Source organism: Phytobacter sp., from assembly GCF_059074235.1.
Genome location: NZ_JCACPZ010000008.1, coordinates 346,571 through 363,540, shown reverse-complemented (window position 1 = coordinate 363,540; position 16,970 = coordinate 346,571). Strand labels below are relative to the sequence as shown.

The 16,970-nt window shown below is 50.9% G+C and carries 13 protein-coding genes; 5 read left to right on the top strand and 8 right to left on the bottom strand.

Annotated elements, in window-relative coordinates; all coding sequences use genetic code 11:
- Positions 1-9: 9 nt before the first annotated feature.
- Positions 10-1,212: a nucleoside permease NupC gene (gene nupC, locus AC5JPW_RS19520; protein WP_494242771.1), complete on the bottom strand. Its 1,203-nt coding sequence runs from the start codon at positions 1,210-1,212 to the stop codon at positions 10-12.
- 351 nt (positions 1,213-1,563) lie between these two features.
- On the opposite strand from nupC, the gene AC5JPW_RS19515 reads away from it, so the two are divergent.
- On the top strand, positions 1,564-2,802 hold the full coding sequence (locus AC5JPW_RS19515; RefSeq protein ID WP_494242770.1) for an Nramp family divalent metal transporter: 1,239 nt from the start codon (positions 1,564-1,566) through the stop codon (positions 2,800-2,802).
- Between the two features lie 56 nt (positions 2,803-2,858).
- On the opposite strand, the gene AC5JPW_RS19510 is transcribed toward AC5JPW_RS19515, so the two are convergent.
- From AC5JPW_RS19510 to AC5JPW_RS19500, 3 genes are all read right to left on the bottom strand, one after another.
- A complete protein-coding gene (locus AC5JPW_RS19510; RefSeq protein WP_494242769.1) occupies positions 2,859-3,200 on the bottom strand; it encodes a DUF2502 domain-containing protein in 342 nt (113 codons plus the stop codon).
- Positions 3,201-3,313: 113 nt separating this feature from the next.
- On the bottom strand, positions 3,314-4,312 hold the full coding sequence (mgrA, locus tag AC5JPW_RS19505; RefSeq protein ID WP_494242768.1) for an L-glyceraldehyde 3-phosphate reductase: 999 nt from the start codon (positions 4,310-4,312) through the stop codon (positions 3,314-3,316).
- 110 nt (positions 4,313-4,422) lie between these two features.
- Positions 4,423-5,655, bottom strand: coding sequence for an ion channel protein (locus AC5JPW_RS19500; RefSeq protein ID WP_494242767.1), 1,233 nt, complete (start codon positions 5,653-5,655; stop codon positions 4,423-4,425).
- Positions 5,656-5,858: 203 nt separating this feature from the next.
- On the opposite strand from AC5JPW_RS19500, the gene glk reads away from it, so the two are divergent.
- Positions 5,859-6,824: a glucokinase gene (glk, locus tag AC5JPW_RS19495; protein ID WP_494242766.1), complete on the top strand. Its 966-nt coding sequence runs from the start codon at positions 5,859-5,861 to the stop codon at positions 6,822-6,824.
- Here glk and AC5JPW_RS19490 read toward each other — a convergent pair.
- Positions 6,821-7,549 carry a LytR/AlgR family response regulator transcription factor gene (locus AC5JPW_RS19490; RefSeq protein ID WP_494242765.1) on the bottom strand — a complete coding sequence of 243 codons (729 nt, stop codon included), beginning with the start codon at positions 7,547-7,549 and terminating at the stop codon, positions 6,821-6,823. The genes glk and AC5JPW_RS19490 overlap by 4 nt on opposite strands.
- Before the next feature lie 11 nt (positions 7,550-7,560).
- Positions 7,561-9,258, bottom strand: coding sequence for a LytS/YhcK type 5TM receptor domain-containing protein (locus tag AC5JPW_RS19485; protein WP_494242764.1), 1,698 nt, complete (start codon positions 9,256-9,258; stop codon positions 7,561-7,563).
- Positions 9,259-9,645: 387 nt separating this feature from the next.
- Here AC5JPW_RS19485 and alaC point away from each other — a divergent pair, with 387 nt between their 5' ends.
- Complete coding sequence (alaC, locus tag AC5JPW_RS19480; RefSeq protein ID WP_494242763.1) at positions 9,646-10,884, top strand: alanine transaminase; 1,239 nt, start codon at positions 9,646-9,648, stop codon at positions 10,882-10,884.
- 74 nt (positions 10,885-10,958) lie between these two features.
- Here alaC and ypdK read toward each other — a convergent pair whose 3' ends face one another.
- Positions 10,959-11,030: a membrane protein YpdK gene (gene ypdK / locus AC5JPW_RS19475; protein ID WP_099458783.1), complete on the bottom strand. Its 72-nt coding sequence runs from the start codon at positions 11,028-11,030 to the stop codon at positions 10,959-10,961.
- 819 nt (positions 11,031-11,849) lie between these two features.
- On the opposite strand from ypdK, the gene AC5JPW_RS19470 reads away from it, so the two are divergent.
- The gene (locus tag AC5JPW_RS19470) at positions 11,850-13,082 is read left to right on the top strand and encodes an EAL and HDOD domain-containing protein (RefSeq protein WP_494242762.1); all 1,233 of its coding nucleotides are present in this window, start codon (positions 11,850-11,852) and stop codon (positions 13,080-13,082) included.
- A 161-nt stretch (positions 13,083-13,243) separates the two neighbouring features.
- Entirely contained in the window at positions 13,244-13,492 is a 249-nt protein-coding gene (locus AC5JPW_RS19465; RefSeq protein WP_494242761.1) for a hypothetical protein, read from the top strand.
- Between the two features lie 127 nt (positions 13,493-13,619).
- On the opposite strand, the gene AC5JPW_RS19460 is transcribed toward AC5JPW_RS19465, so the two are convergent.
- Positions 13,620-16,964, bottom strand: a complete 3,345-nt coding sequence (locus AC5JPW_RS19460; RefSeq protein ID WP_494242760.1) for a CapA family protein — start codon at positions 16,962-16,964, stop codon at positions 13,620-13,622.
- Between the last annotated feature and the right edge of the window lie 6 nt (positions 16,965-16,970).

The window sequence follows — 16,970 nt, the reverse complement described above, 5'->3', positions numbered from 1 at the left end:
AAACGTGGATTACAGCACCAGTGCCGCAATAGAGGCAGACAGCACGCTCACCAGCGTAGAGCCGTAAACCAGTTTCAGGCCGAAGCGTGAAACCACGTTACCTTGCTCTTCGTTCAGGCCTTTAATCGCACCGGCGATAATCCCGATAGAAGAGAAGTTAGCGAAGGAGACCAGGAAGACTGACAGGATACCTTCCGCACGTGGGGACAGGGTGGCTGCAATTTTCTGCAGATCCATCATGGCCACGAATTCGTTAGAAACCAGTTTAGTCGCCATGATACTGCCCACCTGCAGCGCTTCTGATGACGGCACACCCATTACCCATGCAATCGGATAGAAGATGTAACCCAGAATGCCCTGGAAGGAGATGCTGTAGCCGAACCAGCCGGTAACGGTCGCGAACAGGGCGTTCAGTGCGGCGATCAGGGCAATAAAGCCGATCAGCATCGCTGCAACGATGATAGCCACTTTGAAACCAGCCAGGATGTATTCACCCAGCATTTCAAAGAAGCTCTGGCCTTCATGCAGGTTGGACATCTGGATATTGTCTTCACTTTCATCCACGCGGTACGGGTTGATCAGTGACAGCACAATAAAGGTGCTGAACATGTTCAGAACCAGTGCCGCAACAACGTATTTCGGCTCCAGCATGGTCATGTACGCGCCCACGATGGACATGGATACGGTGGACATTGCCGTGGCCGCCATGGTGTACATACGGTTGCGGGACATCTTGCCCAGAATATCTTTGTACGCGATAAAGTTTTCAGACTGACCCAGAATCAGGGAGCTGACGGCGTTGAATGACTCCAGCTTACCCATGCCGTTAACCTTGGACAGCACGGTACCAATGGCACGGATGATGATCGGCAGTACGCGAATGTGCTGCAGAATACCGATCAGCGCGGAGATGAAGACAATTGGGCACAACACTTTCAGGAAGAAGAATGCCAGACCATCATCATTCATTTTACCGAAGACGAAGTTTGTCCCTTCGTTGGCGAATCCGAGCAGTTTTTCAAACATTTCGGAGAAGCCTTTCACAAAACCCAGACCAACGTCAGAGTTCAGGAAGAACCAGGCCAACAGAACTTCGATGACGAGCAGTTGAACAACAAAGCGAATGCGGATTTTTTTGCGGTCGCTGCTGACAAGAAGTGCAAGCAGCGCCACAACAGCAAGCGCCAGAACAAAGTGAAGAACGCGGGACATATTTGCTCCAAATATGAGACGGGTAGTAATTTCGTGCACATTCTATGTAACAAGTAGAAAGAAAACGAGATCAAACACACAGTATATTAATGACCTGTGACCAGACTCAAAATTAGTGATCAACCATACATTTCGGTGATGTTAAGTAAAGAAGTGAAAAGTTGCACTGAAATGCTAAACTCTTAACAGAATTGTGTGACCCACAATCGCTTTTCCCCAATCTACTGCAGTCGGCCCTTCTATCGTTTCTGGCTATCAGAGAAATCAAGATAAAGCACACTCAATGAACTTGATAATCATTCTCATTTTGGTAGCATCAAACATAGCAAAGGCTATATTAGAGGCAAATTAATGAGCAACAGTCGCGTTGAGAATAGCAGTGGGCGTACAGCGCGCAAATTAAGGTTCGCGTTGATGGGGCCTGCGTTCATTGCGGCGATCGGCTATATCGATCCCGGAAACTTTGCCACAAACATTCAGGCAGGGGCCAGTTTTGGCTATCAACTGCTGTGGGTGGTTGTCTGGGCGAACCTGATGGCTATGTTGATTCAACTGCTGTCAGCCAAACTCGGGATTGCCACCGGGAAAAATCTTGCCGAGCAAATCCGCGATCATTACCCACGCCCGCTGGTCTGGTTTTACTGGGTGCAGGCAGAAATCATCGCGATGGCGACGGATTTGGCCGAATTTATTGGGGCTGCCATTGGCTTTAAGCTGATACTCGGCGTCTCCCTGTTACAAGGGGCTGTGCTGACCGGGATTGCAACCTTCCTGATTTTGATGTTGCAACGTCGCGGGCAAAAACCGCTGGAAAAAGTCATCGGTGGGCTGCTGCTGTTTGTGGCGGCTGCTTATATCGTTGAGCTGGTTTTCTCTCAGCCAGCAGTCGCCCCCCTGGTGAAGGGGATTATTATTCCGAACTTACCTGGTACGGAAGCCGTCTTCCTGGCTGCGGGTGTGCTGGGGGCAACTATCATGCCTCACGTCATTTATCTGCACTCGTCCCTGACACAATATCTGCATGAAGGTACACGGCGTGAGCGTTACTCCGCGACCAAATGGGATGTTGGTATTGCGATGACCATCGCCGGTTTTGTGAATCTGGCAATGATGGCCACCGCCGCAGCGGCCTTCCACTTTAACGGTCATACCGGTATTGCCGATCTTGACGAAGCTTATTTGACACTCGAACCGCTACTAAGCCATTCGGCGGCCACTATCTTTGGTTTGAGCCTGGTGGCGGCGGGGCTGTCTTCCACAGTCGTGGGGACGCTGGCGGGGCAGGTCGTAATGCAAGGCTTTGTTCGTTTCCACATTCCGCTGTGGGTGCGCCGCAGTATTACAATGATGCCCTCGTTTATTGTTATTCTGATGGGGCTGGACCCGACCCGTATTTTGGTGATGAGTCAGGTCCTGTTGAGTTTTGGGATCGCGCTGGCGCTGGTGCCACTGCTGGTTTTCACCAGCAATCCAAAACTGATGGGAGATCTGGTCAACTCGGCATGGGTTAAACGCACCGGCTGGGTGATTGTGGTACTGGTGGTCGGGCTGAACAGCTGGCTGCTGGTGGGCACACTTTTCGGGCTTTGAAGGCCATCTAAAGAAAAAGGAGCGCTTGCGCTCCTTTTTTGTTAATACGTTTTTCGTTAATGGCGGTGACCATGCCCGTGACCACGCCCCGGGCCACGGCGATCATCACGATCGTTCCAGCCCTCACGATAGCCCTGTTCGTAGGCGTTACGTTTGTCCCAGCCACGATGGTAGCCACGGTCATGTGGACGCCAGCGATGATCGCGCCATTCATAATGACGGCCCCAGTAATCACGGTCACGCCAGCGACCGCCATCCCAGTAATTACCGTAATTATCACGATCGCCAATCTGTAACTTAATGGATGGCAGCAGCGTGATTTCACCTGCATGGGCGACAGTGGTGACCAGCGGTGCAAAAACTGTTAATGCTGCTGCAAGAATAAGTGACCTGAACATAGCTTTCTCCTTCACGAACGGGTCGGTTGCAGCAATATTATGTAACGATTCCCCCCGCATCTTCGGCACAACTCCTAAATGCGGGGTAGCAGCACTTTTTGCTAAAAACGATGTTATTTTGAGCAGTTCAGAATGGCGTCAATAGCATCACACTCGGCAGCACTAAACTGACGGTTAGCCATTGCGCCCACAGCATCATCAAGCTGGCTGGTTTTACTGGCTCCGATCAGCACGGACGTTACTCTGTCACCGCGCAGTACCCAGGCCAGCGCCATTTGCGACAGTTTTTGTCGGCGTTTTTCCGCAATCTCATTGAGCTGGCGGACTTTTGCCAGTTTCTCTTCGGTGAGCTGGTCAGGATTCAGGAAGCGGCTGCCACTGGCAGCACGAGAGTCAGCCGGAATTCCGTTGAGATAGCGGTCGGTTAACTGCCCTCCCGCAAGCGGTGAAAACGCAATACTCCCGACCCCTTTTTCGCTGAGAACATCCAGTAAGCCATCTTCTACCCAACGCTCAAACATCGAATATTTAGGTTGATGAATCAGGCAGGGGGTACCCAGATCGTTGAGAATATCAATGGCCTGGCGTGCCAGCTCAGCCGGGTAGTTGGAGAGGCCAACGTACAGCGCTTTTCCCTGACGCACGATATGATCTAGCGCGCGCATCGTCTCTTTTAAAGGCGTTTCAGGATCCGGACGATGATGATAAAAGATATCGACATACTCCAGCCCCATCCGCTTAAGGCTTTGGTCAAGGCTTGAGATCAAATACTTGCGTGAGCCCCAGTCCCCGTAAGGGCCGTCCCACATGGTGTAACCGGCTTTGCTGGAGATGATCAGCTCATCACGATATGGCAGGAAATCTTCCTGCAACAGACGACCAAAGTTGCGTTCTGCCGATCCCGGAGGTGGGCCGTAGTTGTTGGCGAGATCAAAGTGGGTGATCCCCAGATCAAACGCATGCCGCAGTAACTGGCGGCTGTTCTCAATCAGCGTCGCATCGCCAAAGTTATGCCATAACCCCAGCGACACGGCCGGAAGCTTTAAACCACTGTCGCCACAACGGCGGTACTCCATACGCTGGTAACGTGTTTCATCGGCCTGATAAACCATCTCGGTGCCCTTACGTTGTCGGTGTATACGTTTACACAAAAGAGTGTTTGAGCTTACACCAGCTTGTCGGATACCGCTTACCTGTACACGAAAATTTGGGACCGGCGCACTTATTTTTTCCGTGGCGCGATCATGACAGGTTTACCCGCCAGCAACAGCCATGCAGGCAGCATTACTATACATAGCAAGGGAAGCAAAGAGGTATCGGGTACAACGGCGGCGGCCATAAACAGGCTGAGCCAGGCATCGCGGGTGACCACCAGAACGATACCCAGAATGGCGCAAGAGATGGTAATTGCAGCCGGAACCGCTTCCACATGTTCATGTAACATCAAGCCTAACGCGACCCCAACGAACACTGCCGGGAAGATGCGCCCCCCTCTGAAGCCGCAGGCGGCAGCAACAACCAGTGCCGCCAGTTTCACCACCGCAAACAGCAGGTAATCGGTCACCGTAAAGGTCTGGGAGAAGGCCATCTGTTGCATCTCGTCCAGCCCTTTGAACAGGGTGATATTGCCGCCAACAACGCCCAAAATGCCCAGAACAAATCCGCCAATCCCTAACGCCAGTACCGGGCTTTTGATGCGCTGCATAAGTTGATGCAACCTGGGCATACACCAGACGGCCACCATACCAAGAGCTATGGCAATAGCACACACTACCGCGCCGCTAACAATATCAATGATATGCAACTGAGGGTAATGGGCAACGGGCAGCGCGAAGTGCGGGTGGAAGAACACGCTGGTGGTTAGTGCCCCCGCAGCGGCTGCCATTAAGGGAGCGAAGAGTTTGTCCCACAGGGGGATATCATTGCTGGCATTCAGGGTCTGAGAAAAGATCAGAGCAGCGGCAACCGGGGTGCCAAAAAGTGCACCGATGGTTCCGGCAGAGGCAAGGATAGTCCAGTCCAGCGGAGCCACGCGGGGGAAAATTTTACCACCCAGCGCAACAGCAAGTGCGATATTGAGCACCATGATCGGGTGTTCTGGACCGAGGCTTACGCCACCCGCCAGGCCAAGGATCAGTGCGGCGACCAGTCCCGGTAATGCAGAGACATTTACCGGGGCACCGATTAAGGGTTCGGTAGCAGGATCCGGGCCACCATGCCCTGCGCTGTAGCGAATCACCAGCCCCACGGCGATGCCGGTCAGCGTGAGCATCGACACCACCCATAAAGGAGAATCCGGGGTAAACCCCATCCGGTAGGGGAGGCTCTGCCAAAACAATGTTTGCAATACGGCAGCGACTTTCATCACCAGCAGGAGCACCAGGCTTGATGCTACGCCAATTGCCAGTGCGGGGAGAGCCAGTAATAACATCGTTCTGGCGCGCGGATGGAGCATGCTCATTTCCTTTTAACTGTTTTATGGCAACACTTAACCCGTTATAAAACCAGGGTGAGTGCAAACGCGGCTGAAATCATTACGTTAATCTGTGATGCAGATCGATAATCCCGGGGCACTCATGCTATGGTCGTTGTTGTTACAGCGCCTTGAATTTACAGTGTGCCAAAGATTTATTCTGACTTTAGCGGAGCCGTAAAAGAATGACAAAATATGCTTTAGTAGGGGACGTGGGCGGCACCAATGCTCGACTGGCGTTATGTGATGTCGACAGCGGTGAGATTTCCCAGGCCAAAACCTATTCCGGTCTGGATTATCCAAGCCTTGAGGCTGTGGTACGCGTGTACCTCGATGAGCATAAGGTTAGCGTCGAAGATGGCTGTATTGCCATTGCCTGCCCCATCACTGGTGATTGGGTAGCAATGACCAACCACACCTGGGCATTCTCTATTGAAGAGATGAAAAACCATCTTGGTTTTGCTCACCTCGAAATCATCAATGATTTCACTGCCGTCTCCATGGCTATCCCGATGCTCAAAAAAGAGCATTTGATCCAGTTCGGTGGCAACGATGCGGTGGAAGGAAAACCGATTGCCGTTTACGGTGCAGGCACTGGGCTGGGCGTTGCGCATTTAGTGCATGTCGACAAGCGCTGGGTGAGCCTGCCAGGCGAAGGTGGGCACGTTGACTTCGCGCCAAACAGTGAAGAAGAGGGCATCATTCTTGAAGAGCTGCGTGCGGAAATCGGCCACGTCTCCGCTGAGCGTGTACTTTCAGGCCCGGGTTTAATCAACTTGTATCGCGCGATTGTAAAATCGGATGGCCGACTGCCGGAAAACCTGCAGCCGAAGGACATTACCGAGCGTGCGCTGGCGGATAGCTGCATCGATTGCCGCCGTGCACTGTCACTCTTCTGCGTGATCATGGGCCGTTTTGGTGGCAACCTGGCGTTAACGCTCGGCACCTTCGGTGGCGTCTACATTGCAGGCGGCATTGTGCCGCGTTTCCTGGATTTCTTCACCGCTTCCGGTTTCCGTGGTGGTTTTGAAGATAAAGGGCGCTTTAAATCCTACGTCCAGGACATCCCTGTCTATTTGATCGTGCACGACAATCCAGGCCTGCTGGGGGCGGGTGCTCACCTGCGTCAGACTCTGGGCTTCTATCTCTAAAGATGCATTAGCTGCCTGAATTCTTTGACCTTGCTGCGGCTGACGGGAACCTGAAAATCCAGGTCCCGCAGTCGCACGATATAGGTGTTATTAAACCAGGGTTCAATCTCACGAATTTTATCCAGATTCACGCAGTACGAGCGATGACAACGGAAGAAATGCGCGGCGGGCAGCTTGCCGCAAAACTCGGTGATATTCATTGGCATCACAAATGACTCACGCTTTGTATAGACGAAGGTCATCTTCTCGTGGGCTTCAGCGTAATAAATATCGTGAATGCTGGTCACGATGATGCGCTCATCTTTCACCAGGTTTATGGTCAGGTTTTCACGCGGTGCCGGGTTAGCAGCTGCGCCGGTTTGCTGCTGCCAGGCGCTTTCCAGTTTTTGCAGCATGCTGATAATACGTGATTCCTGGTACGGCTTAAGAATATAGTCAAACGCCTCCAGCTCGAAGGCCTCTACCGCATGCTCTTTCCACGCTGTGATAAACACGATAAACGGTTTATGGGCGAACTGACTAATATTTTGCGCCAGCAGCACACCATCGAGTGACGGGATATTAATATCCAGGAAAATGGCATCCACTTTATTGTGCTGTAGGTATTTCAGCACATCCAGGCCGTCATCAAATGTGCCCACAATTTCCATCTGACTGTGTTCTTTTATCAGCCAGCTAAGCTCTTGCTGAGCCAGTATTTCGTCTTCAACAATGATGACTTTCATTTATTTATCTCTTAAGGCAGCAAGGTCGCAGACACCGCAGCGGGTGACGCGTGCATGGGGACATAAAACGCAATTTCTGTACCTTGCGTCAGACGCTTAATGTGCAAACCTTCCCCGTACAATAATTTCACACGCTGGTGGACATTAAGCAGGCCAATTTTGTTGCCTGGCATCTCATTGGCTTCCACGCGGGCAATCATCTCCGGTGAAATACCATTACCGGTATCGCGCACGGCAATACGTACCCGGCGACCACATTCTGCCACGCTGATCGTCACAACGCCTTTGCCCTTACAGGGCTGAATACCATGGACAATCGCATTTTCTACCAGCGGCTGGATTAACAGGCTGGGAATGACGCAACTGACCTCTTCATCAATGTCATAAATGACAGTGAGTTTGTCGCCGAAGCGAGCCTGTTCAATCGCAATATAATCTTTAATTTGATACAGCTCTTTCTTAATGTCGATCTGCTCATCATCTTTTAATTCAATGTTATAGCGCAGATAGCGAGATAAATTAAAAATAAGCTGCCGGGCGGTGTCCGGATTCAGGCGAATAGAGGAAGAAATGGCATTCAGGGCATTAAATAAGAAGTGGGGGTTAATTTTACTTTGTAACGCCCGCAACTCTGCTTTATTGGCCATTTCGCGCAACTGTTCTGCACGTGAAACCTCAAGCTGGGTGGAGATAATTTGCGATAAGCCTACCGCCATTTCCTGTAATGACGAGGTAATCTGGTGAGCGTGGCAATAGTAAATTTTCAACGTGCCAGTTACCACTCCCTGCTCCCGCAGCGGAATGACCAGCATCGAGTGTATTTCCGGCGTACGATGGGCTTCATCATTGTTTTTAATGATGATTTCGCCACTGTCGATGGCCTGTTTGGTTGTGGGGCTAATAATATCGTCATTGTCGTGATAATTATCTTCGCCCACCCCAACGTAGACCAAAACGTGATCGACGTTGGTGATGGCCACGGCATCGGCATCAATATCCCGGCGGATAATATCGCAGACCTTACGCAGCGATTCGTTATTCACATTACGGAATAGCGGCAAGGTTTTATTGGCAATATCAAGCGCCAGCTTTGCCTGTCGTCCGGCGATAGCCTCTTTTTCGCCTTCGACGCTTTGCACCAGCAGCACAATGAAGCCAACACAGACGCTCCCGAGGATCATCGGTACGCCGATTTTTGACACGATATCCAGGCCCAGTGCTGTAGTGGGGGCCCAAAGCACGACCAGCGTCATGGTCAGTGTTTCGCAGAGCATTCCGGCAATAATCCCCACTCGCCAGTGCTTCGCTTTTGGGATTTTGATATTTATCCAGCCGGAAAGAATGCCAGCAATAATGCTGGTGATTAAGCAGGGCACTGCGGTGACGCCACCGATATCAATCAGGTAGCGATGGATCCCGGCAATTACGCCCGTAATGATGCCCACCCAGGGGCCGAACAAAATGCCCCCGGACATCACGGCGATGATACGCACATTGACCAGCGAACCTTCAACTGGCACGCCAGACCATGTGCTGAAGAGTGCGAACATGGAAAAAATGGCAGTGACGGCGAGTAGCTCTTTCGGTGTATGTGCGGTTTTATGCAGCAACTCTCGGAACAAACGGATGCGAATCAGAAAGAAGAGACAGATCAGCATCAGCGCGGCCCGATCAAAAACCGCCAGCAGCATGTCGAATATTTCGTGCACGGGGAACTCATGTAAAAAGCGTGAAAAAGCTATGATAAAAAACATCAGTGCAGATGACCAGTTAAGTACACGACTCATTCAATGAGGAAAAACCATTTATTTAAAAGGGGATTGATGCAGGGTACGAGATTTTTCGCTATCGCGTAAAAAACTCTGATGCACGAGGTAATTACACTGATATCAATATGTTAAATTTGATGCACTAATAAACATTAATACTACACATTGTTTTTACTCATCTGAATTCTCTGTTCCTCTTTTTGCGCGCTGAATTATTTTTACTTTTCCTCTCGACAGCAGGTTTTTTTTCAGGCTATTTTCATTAGACGCCACCATCGTGGCAGCGTCGCTCGGACGGTCCGGGCGCTAACGTAATCTGAGGAATCTATGGCTGAATTCAGTCCTGAACGCCGTTTCACGCGTATCGATCGTCTCCCCCCTTATGTTTTTAACATCACTGCTGAACTGAAAATGGCTGCGCGTCGGCGCGGCGAAGACATTATTGATTTCAGCATGGGTAACCCCGACGGCGCGACACCGGCGCATATCGTCGAAAAACTTTGTACTGTCGTTCAGCGCCCGGATACACATGGTTATTCCACGTCTCGCGGTATTCCGCGTCTGCGTCGTGCGATTTCCCGCTGGTATCAGGATCGTTATGACGTTGATATTGATCCTGAAACCGAAGCGATCGTGACCATCGGTTCGAAAGAGGGGCTGGCGCATTTGATGCTGGCGACGCTGGATCACGGTGATACCGTGCTGGTGCCCAATCCCAGTTATCCGATCCACATTTATGGCGCGGTGATTGCTGGTGCTCAGGTGCGCTCTGTCCCGCTGGTGGAAGGGGTGGATTTCTTTAACGAACTGGAACGTGCAATTCGTGAAAGTTATCCGAAGCCGAAGATGATGATCCTCGGCTTCCCTTCGAACCCAACTGCCCAGTGTGTTGAGCTGGAGTTTTTTGAGAAAGTGGTTGCTTTGGCAAAACGCTATGATGTGCTGGTGGTGCATGATCTGGCCTATGCCGATATTGTCTATGACGGCTGGAAAGCCCCGTCGATTATGCAGGTGCCGGGTGCACGTGATGTCGCGGTGGAGTTCTTCACCTTATCAAAAAGCTACAACATGGCTGGCTGGCGTATCGGCTTCATGGTCGGTAATAAGACGCTGGTGAACGCGCTGGCGCGTATCAAAAGCTACCATGATTACGGCACCTTTACGCCGTTACAGGTTGCCGCGATTGCAGCACTTGAAGGCGATCAGCAGTGTGTCAAAGACATTGCCGCGCAATATAAGCGTCGTCGCGATGTGCTGGTCAAAGGTCTGCATGAAGCGGGCTGGATGGTTGAGATGCCAAAGGCGTCAATGTACGTCTGGGCGAAAATTCCGGAACAGTACGCAGCAATGGGCTCATTAGAGTTTGCTAAAAAGATGCTGCAGGACGCGAAAGTTTGCGTTTCGCCGGGCATCGGCTTTGGTGATTATGGCGATACGCACGTGCGTTTTGCACTGATCGAGAACCGCGATCGTATTCGTCAGGCGGTAAGAGGAATTAAAGCGATGTTCCGTGCTGACGGGCTACTGCCTGCATCCGCAAAATCAGCTGTGGAAGATACGGAATAAGCTGAAACTTACCGTAATTGCCCAATGAAAACAGGAGCCAAATGGCTCCTGTTCTTTTTTGCTTTATTCGTTGCTCAGATCATCAGGGCGAATGTGCCGGCCCAAACAATGACCATCACCGAAATGCCCATAAAGAAATATTTCACGCTTCATCGCTCCGCATACACAAGGTATGCATTCATGACCAGATCAGGACTGAGTATAGAGAGGTGAAACTACGCCAAATTGAAAATGGGAATTTTCTCCCTTTCGGCCACAGCTCCATCTCAGAATTTGTGGCGTGAATCACGCCAAACGGGGCTAATGTACGCTTAAAAATGGAGGCTTACAAGGGGCTTTTTTTTAAATAATTTCCGTCACTTACAGACTGTCGGGCTTTGGCGACACTTTGATTTCCACCTGTAATAAATGCGGGTTCGGCGACGAGTTGTAACATGGCTGAAACCTGTTTTTTCCGCTTTGATTAGTAAGGGTATTTTGTGATCGCTAGCACATTTATTAACCCATTCCGAGGCCGTAAGGGTTCGACGAGCCCCTCCAGAGACCCCTGGTCTTTCTCTTCTCTTTTGCGTTCGTCTTCCAGTGAGAAGACATCAATTCACTGGGTATTTGAATTAAGTCCGTGTTGGACTGCTTTTTAATTGAATGCAGGTGATACTTTCTGATGAGGATTTATTTTAAAGTCGCCGTTGCGGATCTTTTCGCATTCTTAATGATATTGCTACTGGTGAATGCTCGCATTCAGGTTTGTTTCATTGATGCTTGTCAATTAAATATGACATGAATCGAGGCAAATTTTTCAATTTGCATTTTCTCTCCATAATTAAAAAATTTCATAATTATCTGTGAGGATAATGATTGCATCCGTTATCCGTTTCAGATAAAAATCTTCGTTTATAACTAGAAGTTAAATCAGTTATTTTAAAAGTATTCGATAAATTTTTTTAATATTTCACGGGAATATTATGTACTCGTTTGTAGCACGGCAGCCCGTTTTTGATCGCGACCTGCATACTGTGGCGTATGAGCTTCTCTTTCGGGTTGGGTTAAATAATTACTTTCCGGATGTCAAACCCGAATACGCAACCAGTCAGATGATCTCCGATCAGTTTCTGGGAACGCCGCTGTGCCGACTGGTCGGGGAACATTTATCACTCATTAACTTTCCTTATCAGATGATAATACAAGGTCTGGCAGACGCCTTGCCCCGTGAAAAAGTGGTGATTGAGATCCTTGAGGATGCTGTACCCGATGATGCCTTGCTGGACGCGGTAATACGCTTACATTCAGGAGGGTACGCACTAGCCCTCGATGACTTTACGATGGATGCCGCGTGGCAGCGATTCTTTCCCTACATAAAAATCATTAAATTTGATATCCAGGCGAGTAGCGATGAGGACATTAACCAGTTTTTAAACATGTTCTCAATCCATCTTCATGGCATCATTTTGCTGGCAGAAAAAGTGGAAACCCATGCAGAATTCGAAAAATATAAACAAAAAGGGTTCTCACTTTTTCAGGGGTATTTTTACAGTAAGCCCGAAATCGTAAAAACCAAACGATTGTCGCATAAAGCTTCTCATCTTTTTCAACTCTTAAATGCGGTTAATGCACCGGAGTTGGATTTCGATAAAATTGAACTCATCCTGGAACACGATCTCACGCTGACGTACAAGATATTGAAGTATGCGAGAAATATTATTTTTCGGGTGAGCGGTATTACTGAAAGTGAACATTTAACTCTAAAAAATATCGTCATGTATTTAGGGCGAAAAGAACTCTCACGTTTTGTCTCTTTAGCTTGTCTGACTAATCTAAATAATAAAAATAATCATGAACTTTATCATTTGTCGTTGGTACGGGCGAAATTCTGTGAAGTCATGGTCGAGAAGGCTTTGCCCTCTTGTAGCCCGCAGGATGCTTTCTTGTGCGGATTATTGTCATTGCTGGACGCGATTCTCGAGACGCCCATCGAAGATATTTGCCAACAACTTGCTATCTCTCCCCTGATAAACGATGCATTGGTGCATAAAAAAGGCAAACTTTACCAAATCCTCCTCCTGGCCTGCCATTTTGATCGGCGCGAGTGGGTTGACGTAAAAACGTTAGCGAACACACTCGATATTCCCGATTTTGTTGCCATTGATGCCATGACAGTGGCAACACTCTGGGCGGATGCCACGATAGCGGAAGAGTAACCCCTGCAATTGCTACGATTATAGATGACGAGCAAGACATTCATGGTTAAATCATTCTTAAATTTCATTTAAGTCGGCGGCTGATCGTTTTTATTCATTAACGTCATTCCGCCAAACTTTCAGAGGTTACTATTTCAGCGGTTTTTCTTAGGATAAATCGCATGAAAATAATTGGAGTGGATGAGCACCGCACCCAACGCGGGAATGGTGCACTTAAGTATTTTGAACTCGAAGGCGTGCCGAGTGATGAGTGGCGACGTCTCTTTGAGAGCAGTTTTCATGAACACGACGTGAAAGTATGGATTGAAGGGTACTGTATTGTTCTTCAGTGCAATACTGATGAAATCCAGAAATACAGAGAGTTTTTGCAAGTAAAGAGTGACGAAACAACAGCAAAATTAAATTCTTAGGGAAATTTAACACTACAGTTATGCAGATAAATTCCTGATAAAAATACTGCACCTCAAAAGCAGAGTTTCTGCTGAGTAAGGTGCAGTTTTATTATCGATGCAGACAGCCCTCTCGGAAACTGTCGGTTCACGCCTCGCCAAAACGATTATCCAGCGTCATGGTCAACATGCGTTCACTATTGATATTGACCGCCTGCCAGCCCTCGCCGGTTTGTCCTTCCCGAATAACAGGCATTCCCTGTGCTGCCAGGTGCAAAAGCAGATCCTCGAATTCCGCGTCGTTAACCGGGCGCGGTTGCCAGAAGGTTTTTTTATTGTCGGTAAATATCGGCAGTAGCTGGATCTGCGGTGTCCTGGTGCCCACCAGAAGCCGCACGATAAACCCATAAGGGGGCATGCTGCGCTCCTGAAACTCGCCGTTACTGTTAAATACCGCGTTACCGATACTGTAGACCACCAGACTTTGCCCTAAGCGAACAGCTTCGCCTGGCATATGTGGCCCGGAACCGATAATTAAATCGGCCCCGGCCTCGGTAAGTTGCTTCGCCAGCGCGCGTTGCATGGGTGTGGTCCAGCGGTAATCCAGTCCCCAATGAGCAAGGACAATTGTGGTAGCAGGATTTTCGCGTGCCTTCTCCTGCCGTAGCTGTTCTGCCAGCCCGCCGCTCAGGCAGGCAACACCTGCTCGACGTGCCCGGGCATAGAAAGCACATGCCTGTTCCATATACTGCCGATACCAGTAAGCGCTGTAGATTTTAAAGGTGCGCTCACCCACCGTAATCACGAGCGGTGATTCAGCCTGATGAGCATTTAACCCTGCGCCCAGGCTGATAATGCCACCGTCCTCAAATGCGGCCAGCGTACTCTTCAAACCTGGCAACCCAGCATCCATTGCGTGGTTGTTACCAAGCGCCACGGCATCAATGCCGCGCTTTTTAAGCTCGCTCACCGAGGAGGCTGGCGAGCCGGTCAGGCAAAAAGGTTTACGGCCTTCGAGGCTGGCGCTCAGATCGACTGCCAGCGCGGCCTCAAAGTTGGCGAGGGTAAAATCACTCCCTTGCAGCAGCGGTGCCAGCGCGGCAAAACTGTGGTTATAGCCATGGCGTTGCAGCGCGTCATCTATGCCGCGTGCTTTGCGTCTCTGGGTGTACCACTCACCAAAGTAGGTGTCCCCGAGCAGGGTCAGAGTGGCGACAGGTGTGGTGAGTTGCCGCGTTTCAGGCATTCTGACCGGGGCAGAGTGCAGGTCACCGGTCTTCGCCAGTAATGCGTCCAGCAGATAATCGAGGTGGAAAGCATCGGTAGCCCCTGCCGCACCCGCCAGCCACAGCTCGCCTGCCACCCACTGTAATGCGAACCCCCAGTTTCCGGCGCTGAATTGCCCCCATGCGCTACCGTCACTCTGTAAATTGCCGGTTTTACGGTACATACGCTCACCGATAATCGCTTCACTCTCGCAAAACCACGCCAGAAAATGCGGGTAGTGCAGCGAGAAATAACGCATGAGCCTGGCAACATCTTCAAGCGTGGTACGCAGGCCTGGTCGGGTGCGTCCTGAGACGTTATTAATGTGCGTCTGCGTCATCTCAAGCCGGGTACTCAGGCTGCGTAACTGAACAAGCGCGTTGGCACTGCTGCCCGCCAGATACTCTGCCAAATTGATGGCGGCATCGCAGGCGTTGTGAATCAGCATTCCTTGTAGCAATGATTTCACTGTCAGTTTTTTGCCGTTTTCCAGACCGAGTGCCGGGTTTCCTTTGAGGATGTCTGCGGAGATGTTTCGCACGTCAATGGCGGTTTCCAGCGTCACTTTTTTATTTAACAGACGTTCAGCAAAACAGCATGTCAGCAACAACTGACTCAGGTAGTGCGGTGCAAAAGGAGTATCGGCCCGATCAGCCACTCGCTGTTCACCCGTGGTGAGATTGATCAACAGGCGTGCTGTTTTTATGCCTGGACGGGGGGGCAGGTTGGCAAGCCGGGTTTTGAGCAGCCCGACAACCTGCCTGAAGTCGGAATTTCGTACACTGCCTTTAACCAGCACAATATCGCCTGCACGTAATTCCGGTGCTGCGACATCGACCAGCGCCTGGGCCGTCAGAAAATGGCCGCTTTGAACGATCTGTGGGAGTGCCTCATGCAATGCCGCCATCTCCTCACCGTGAAGAAAAACCTGCTGACAGCCGGTTTTCAGCAAAGGGGAGGCGAGCGAGCGGTGGATTTCCTCGGTTTGCTCGCCGAGATTGATGATGCGCCCGAGCAGGGCAACCACACGACCCCCACTATCACGGGCGCGTTGTGCTGCTACATCAAACGCGTTGAGCATGGAAAGATATTCGGCGTTGTAGCTGTCATCAATCAGCGTGGCTGAGCCGCCGCCAGGCAGAGTGAGGGGAGTGATGCACATATGCCGATCGTCACCGCAATACGCTTCAAGACCCGCGATAATGTAGGGCAGACTGACGCCCAGCAGGTCGGCAGCAATCAGCGAGGCCACCGAGTTGAGCACGCCGCCTTTGCCTGCCACCGCCAGTCGGTAACGTAGTGTTTGCTGGTGGAACGAAAGCGTAACCAGACTGCCGTTGTCGTCAGGCATCATGGCGGTAATGCGCACATCTGCTTGCGCGCTGAAACCGTAGCTGATGATGCGTGCGCCATCCCGAGCAACCCGGGCCGCGACGGTGTCATATTCCGCCATATCACGATGCAAAATGGCGTAGCCCCCAGGGATCAGACCGTGGCTGATGCGCGACTTAAAACGGGCGACATCCTTCAGGGTGGTGATATTTTTACCCACCTGCGTCATGCCAATTTCGGTAATGATAACGATGTGGGGCTTGATGTGTGGCCCGATCCCACCGTTACGCATCCACAAGGCGGAGATCGCCACCTCCATCACCACCGCGTCGGGATCGCACGCCGCACGCGCCAGGGTGACCGATGCCCCCGTGCGGGTATTGTGGTTGCCGCGACTTGCCACGACGGACATTGTGCTGGTGAGAATGCCCTCCAGCATCTCTTTGGTCGAGGTTTTGCCCACCGTTCCGGTTATCGCCACCAGCCTGCCATTCAACCGCCGCCGCGCCTCTTGCGCCAGTACATGCAGCGCCTGATAACTATCGCCGATAACCAGTTGTGGAAAATCAGGCGGGAGTCCGTCGAGGTAGCGCTGAACGATTGCCCCGCAGTAACGTAAGGCGTGTTGTACCAGCGTGTCATGGGTATCGTTCCAGCCTGCATACAACCCGGTGTTACCAGAACCCTGGTGCCAGGTCTCGGGGTCGATGGCTACAAACAGACAGGGGCGGGGAAATTCCGTGCTGTCATGCAAAATGGCGATATCGCCTGCTGACCAGTTTTCATCCGGCCGGTTATGCCAGACGCTGCCGGGCAGAAGCCGTGTGAGCTCTGCGGCAGTCCAGCCCGGACAGCTTTTTTGCACAGGGCGGGAAGGGGAGGATTTCGGGCTCATGGTCGT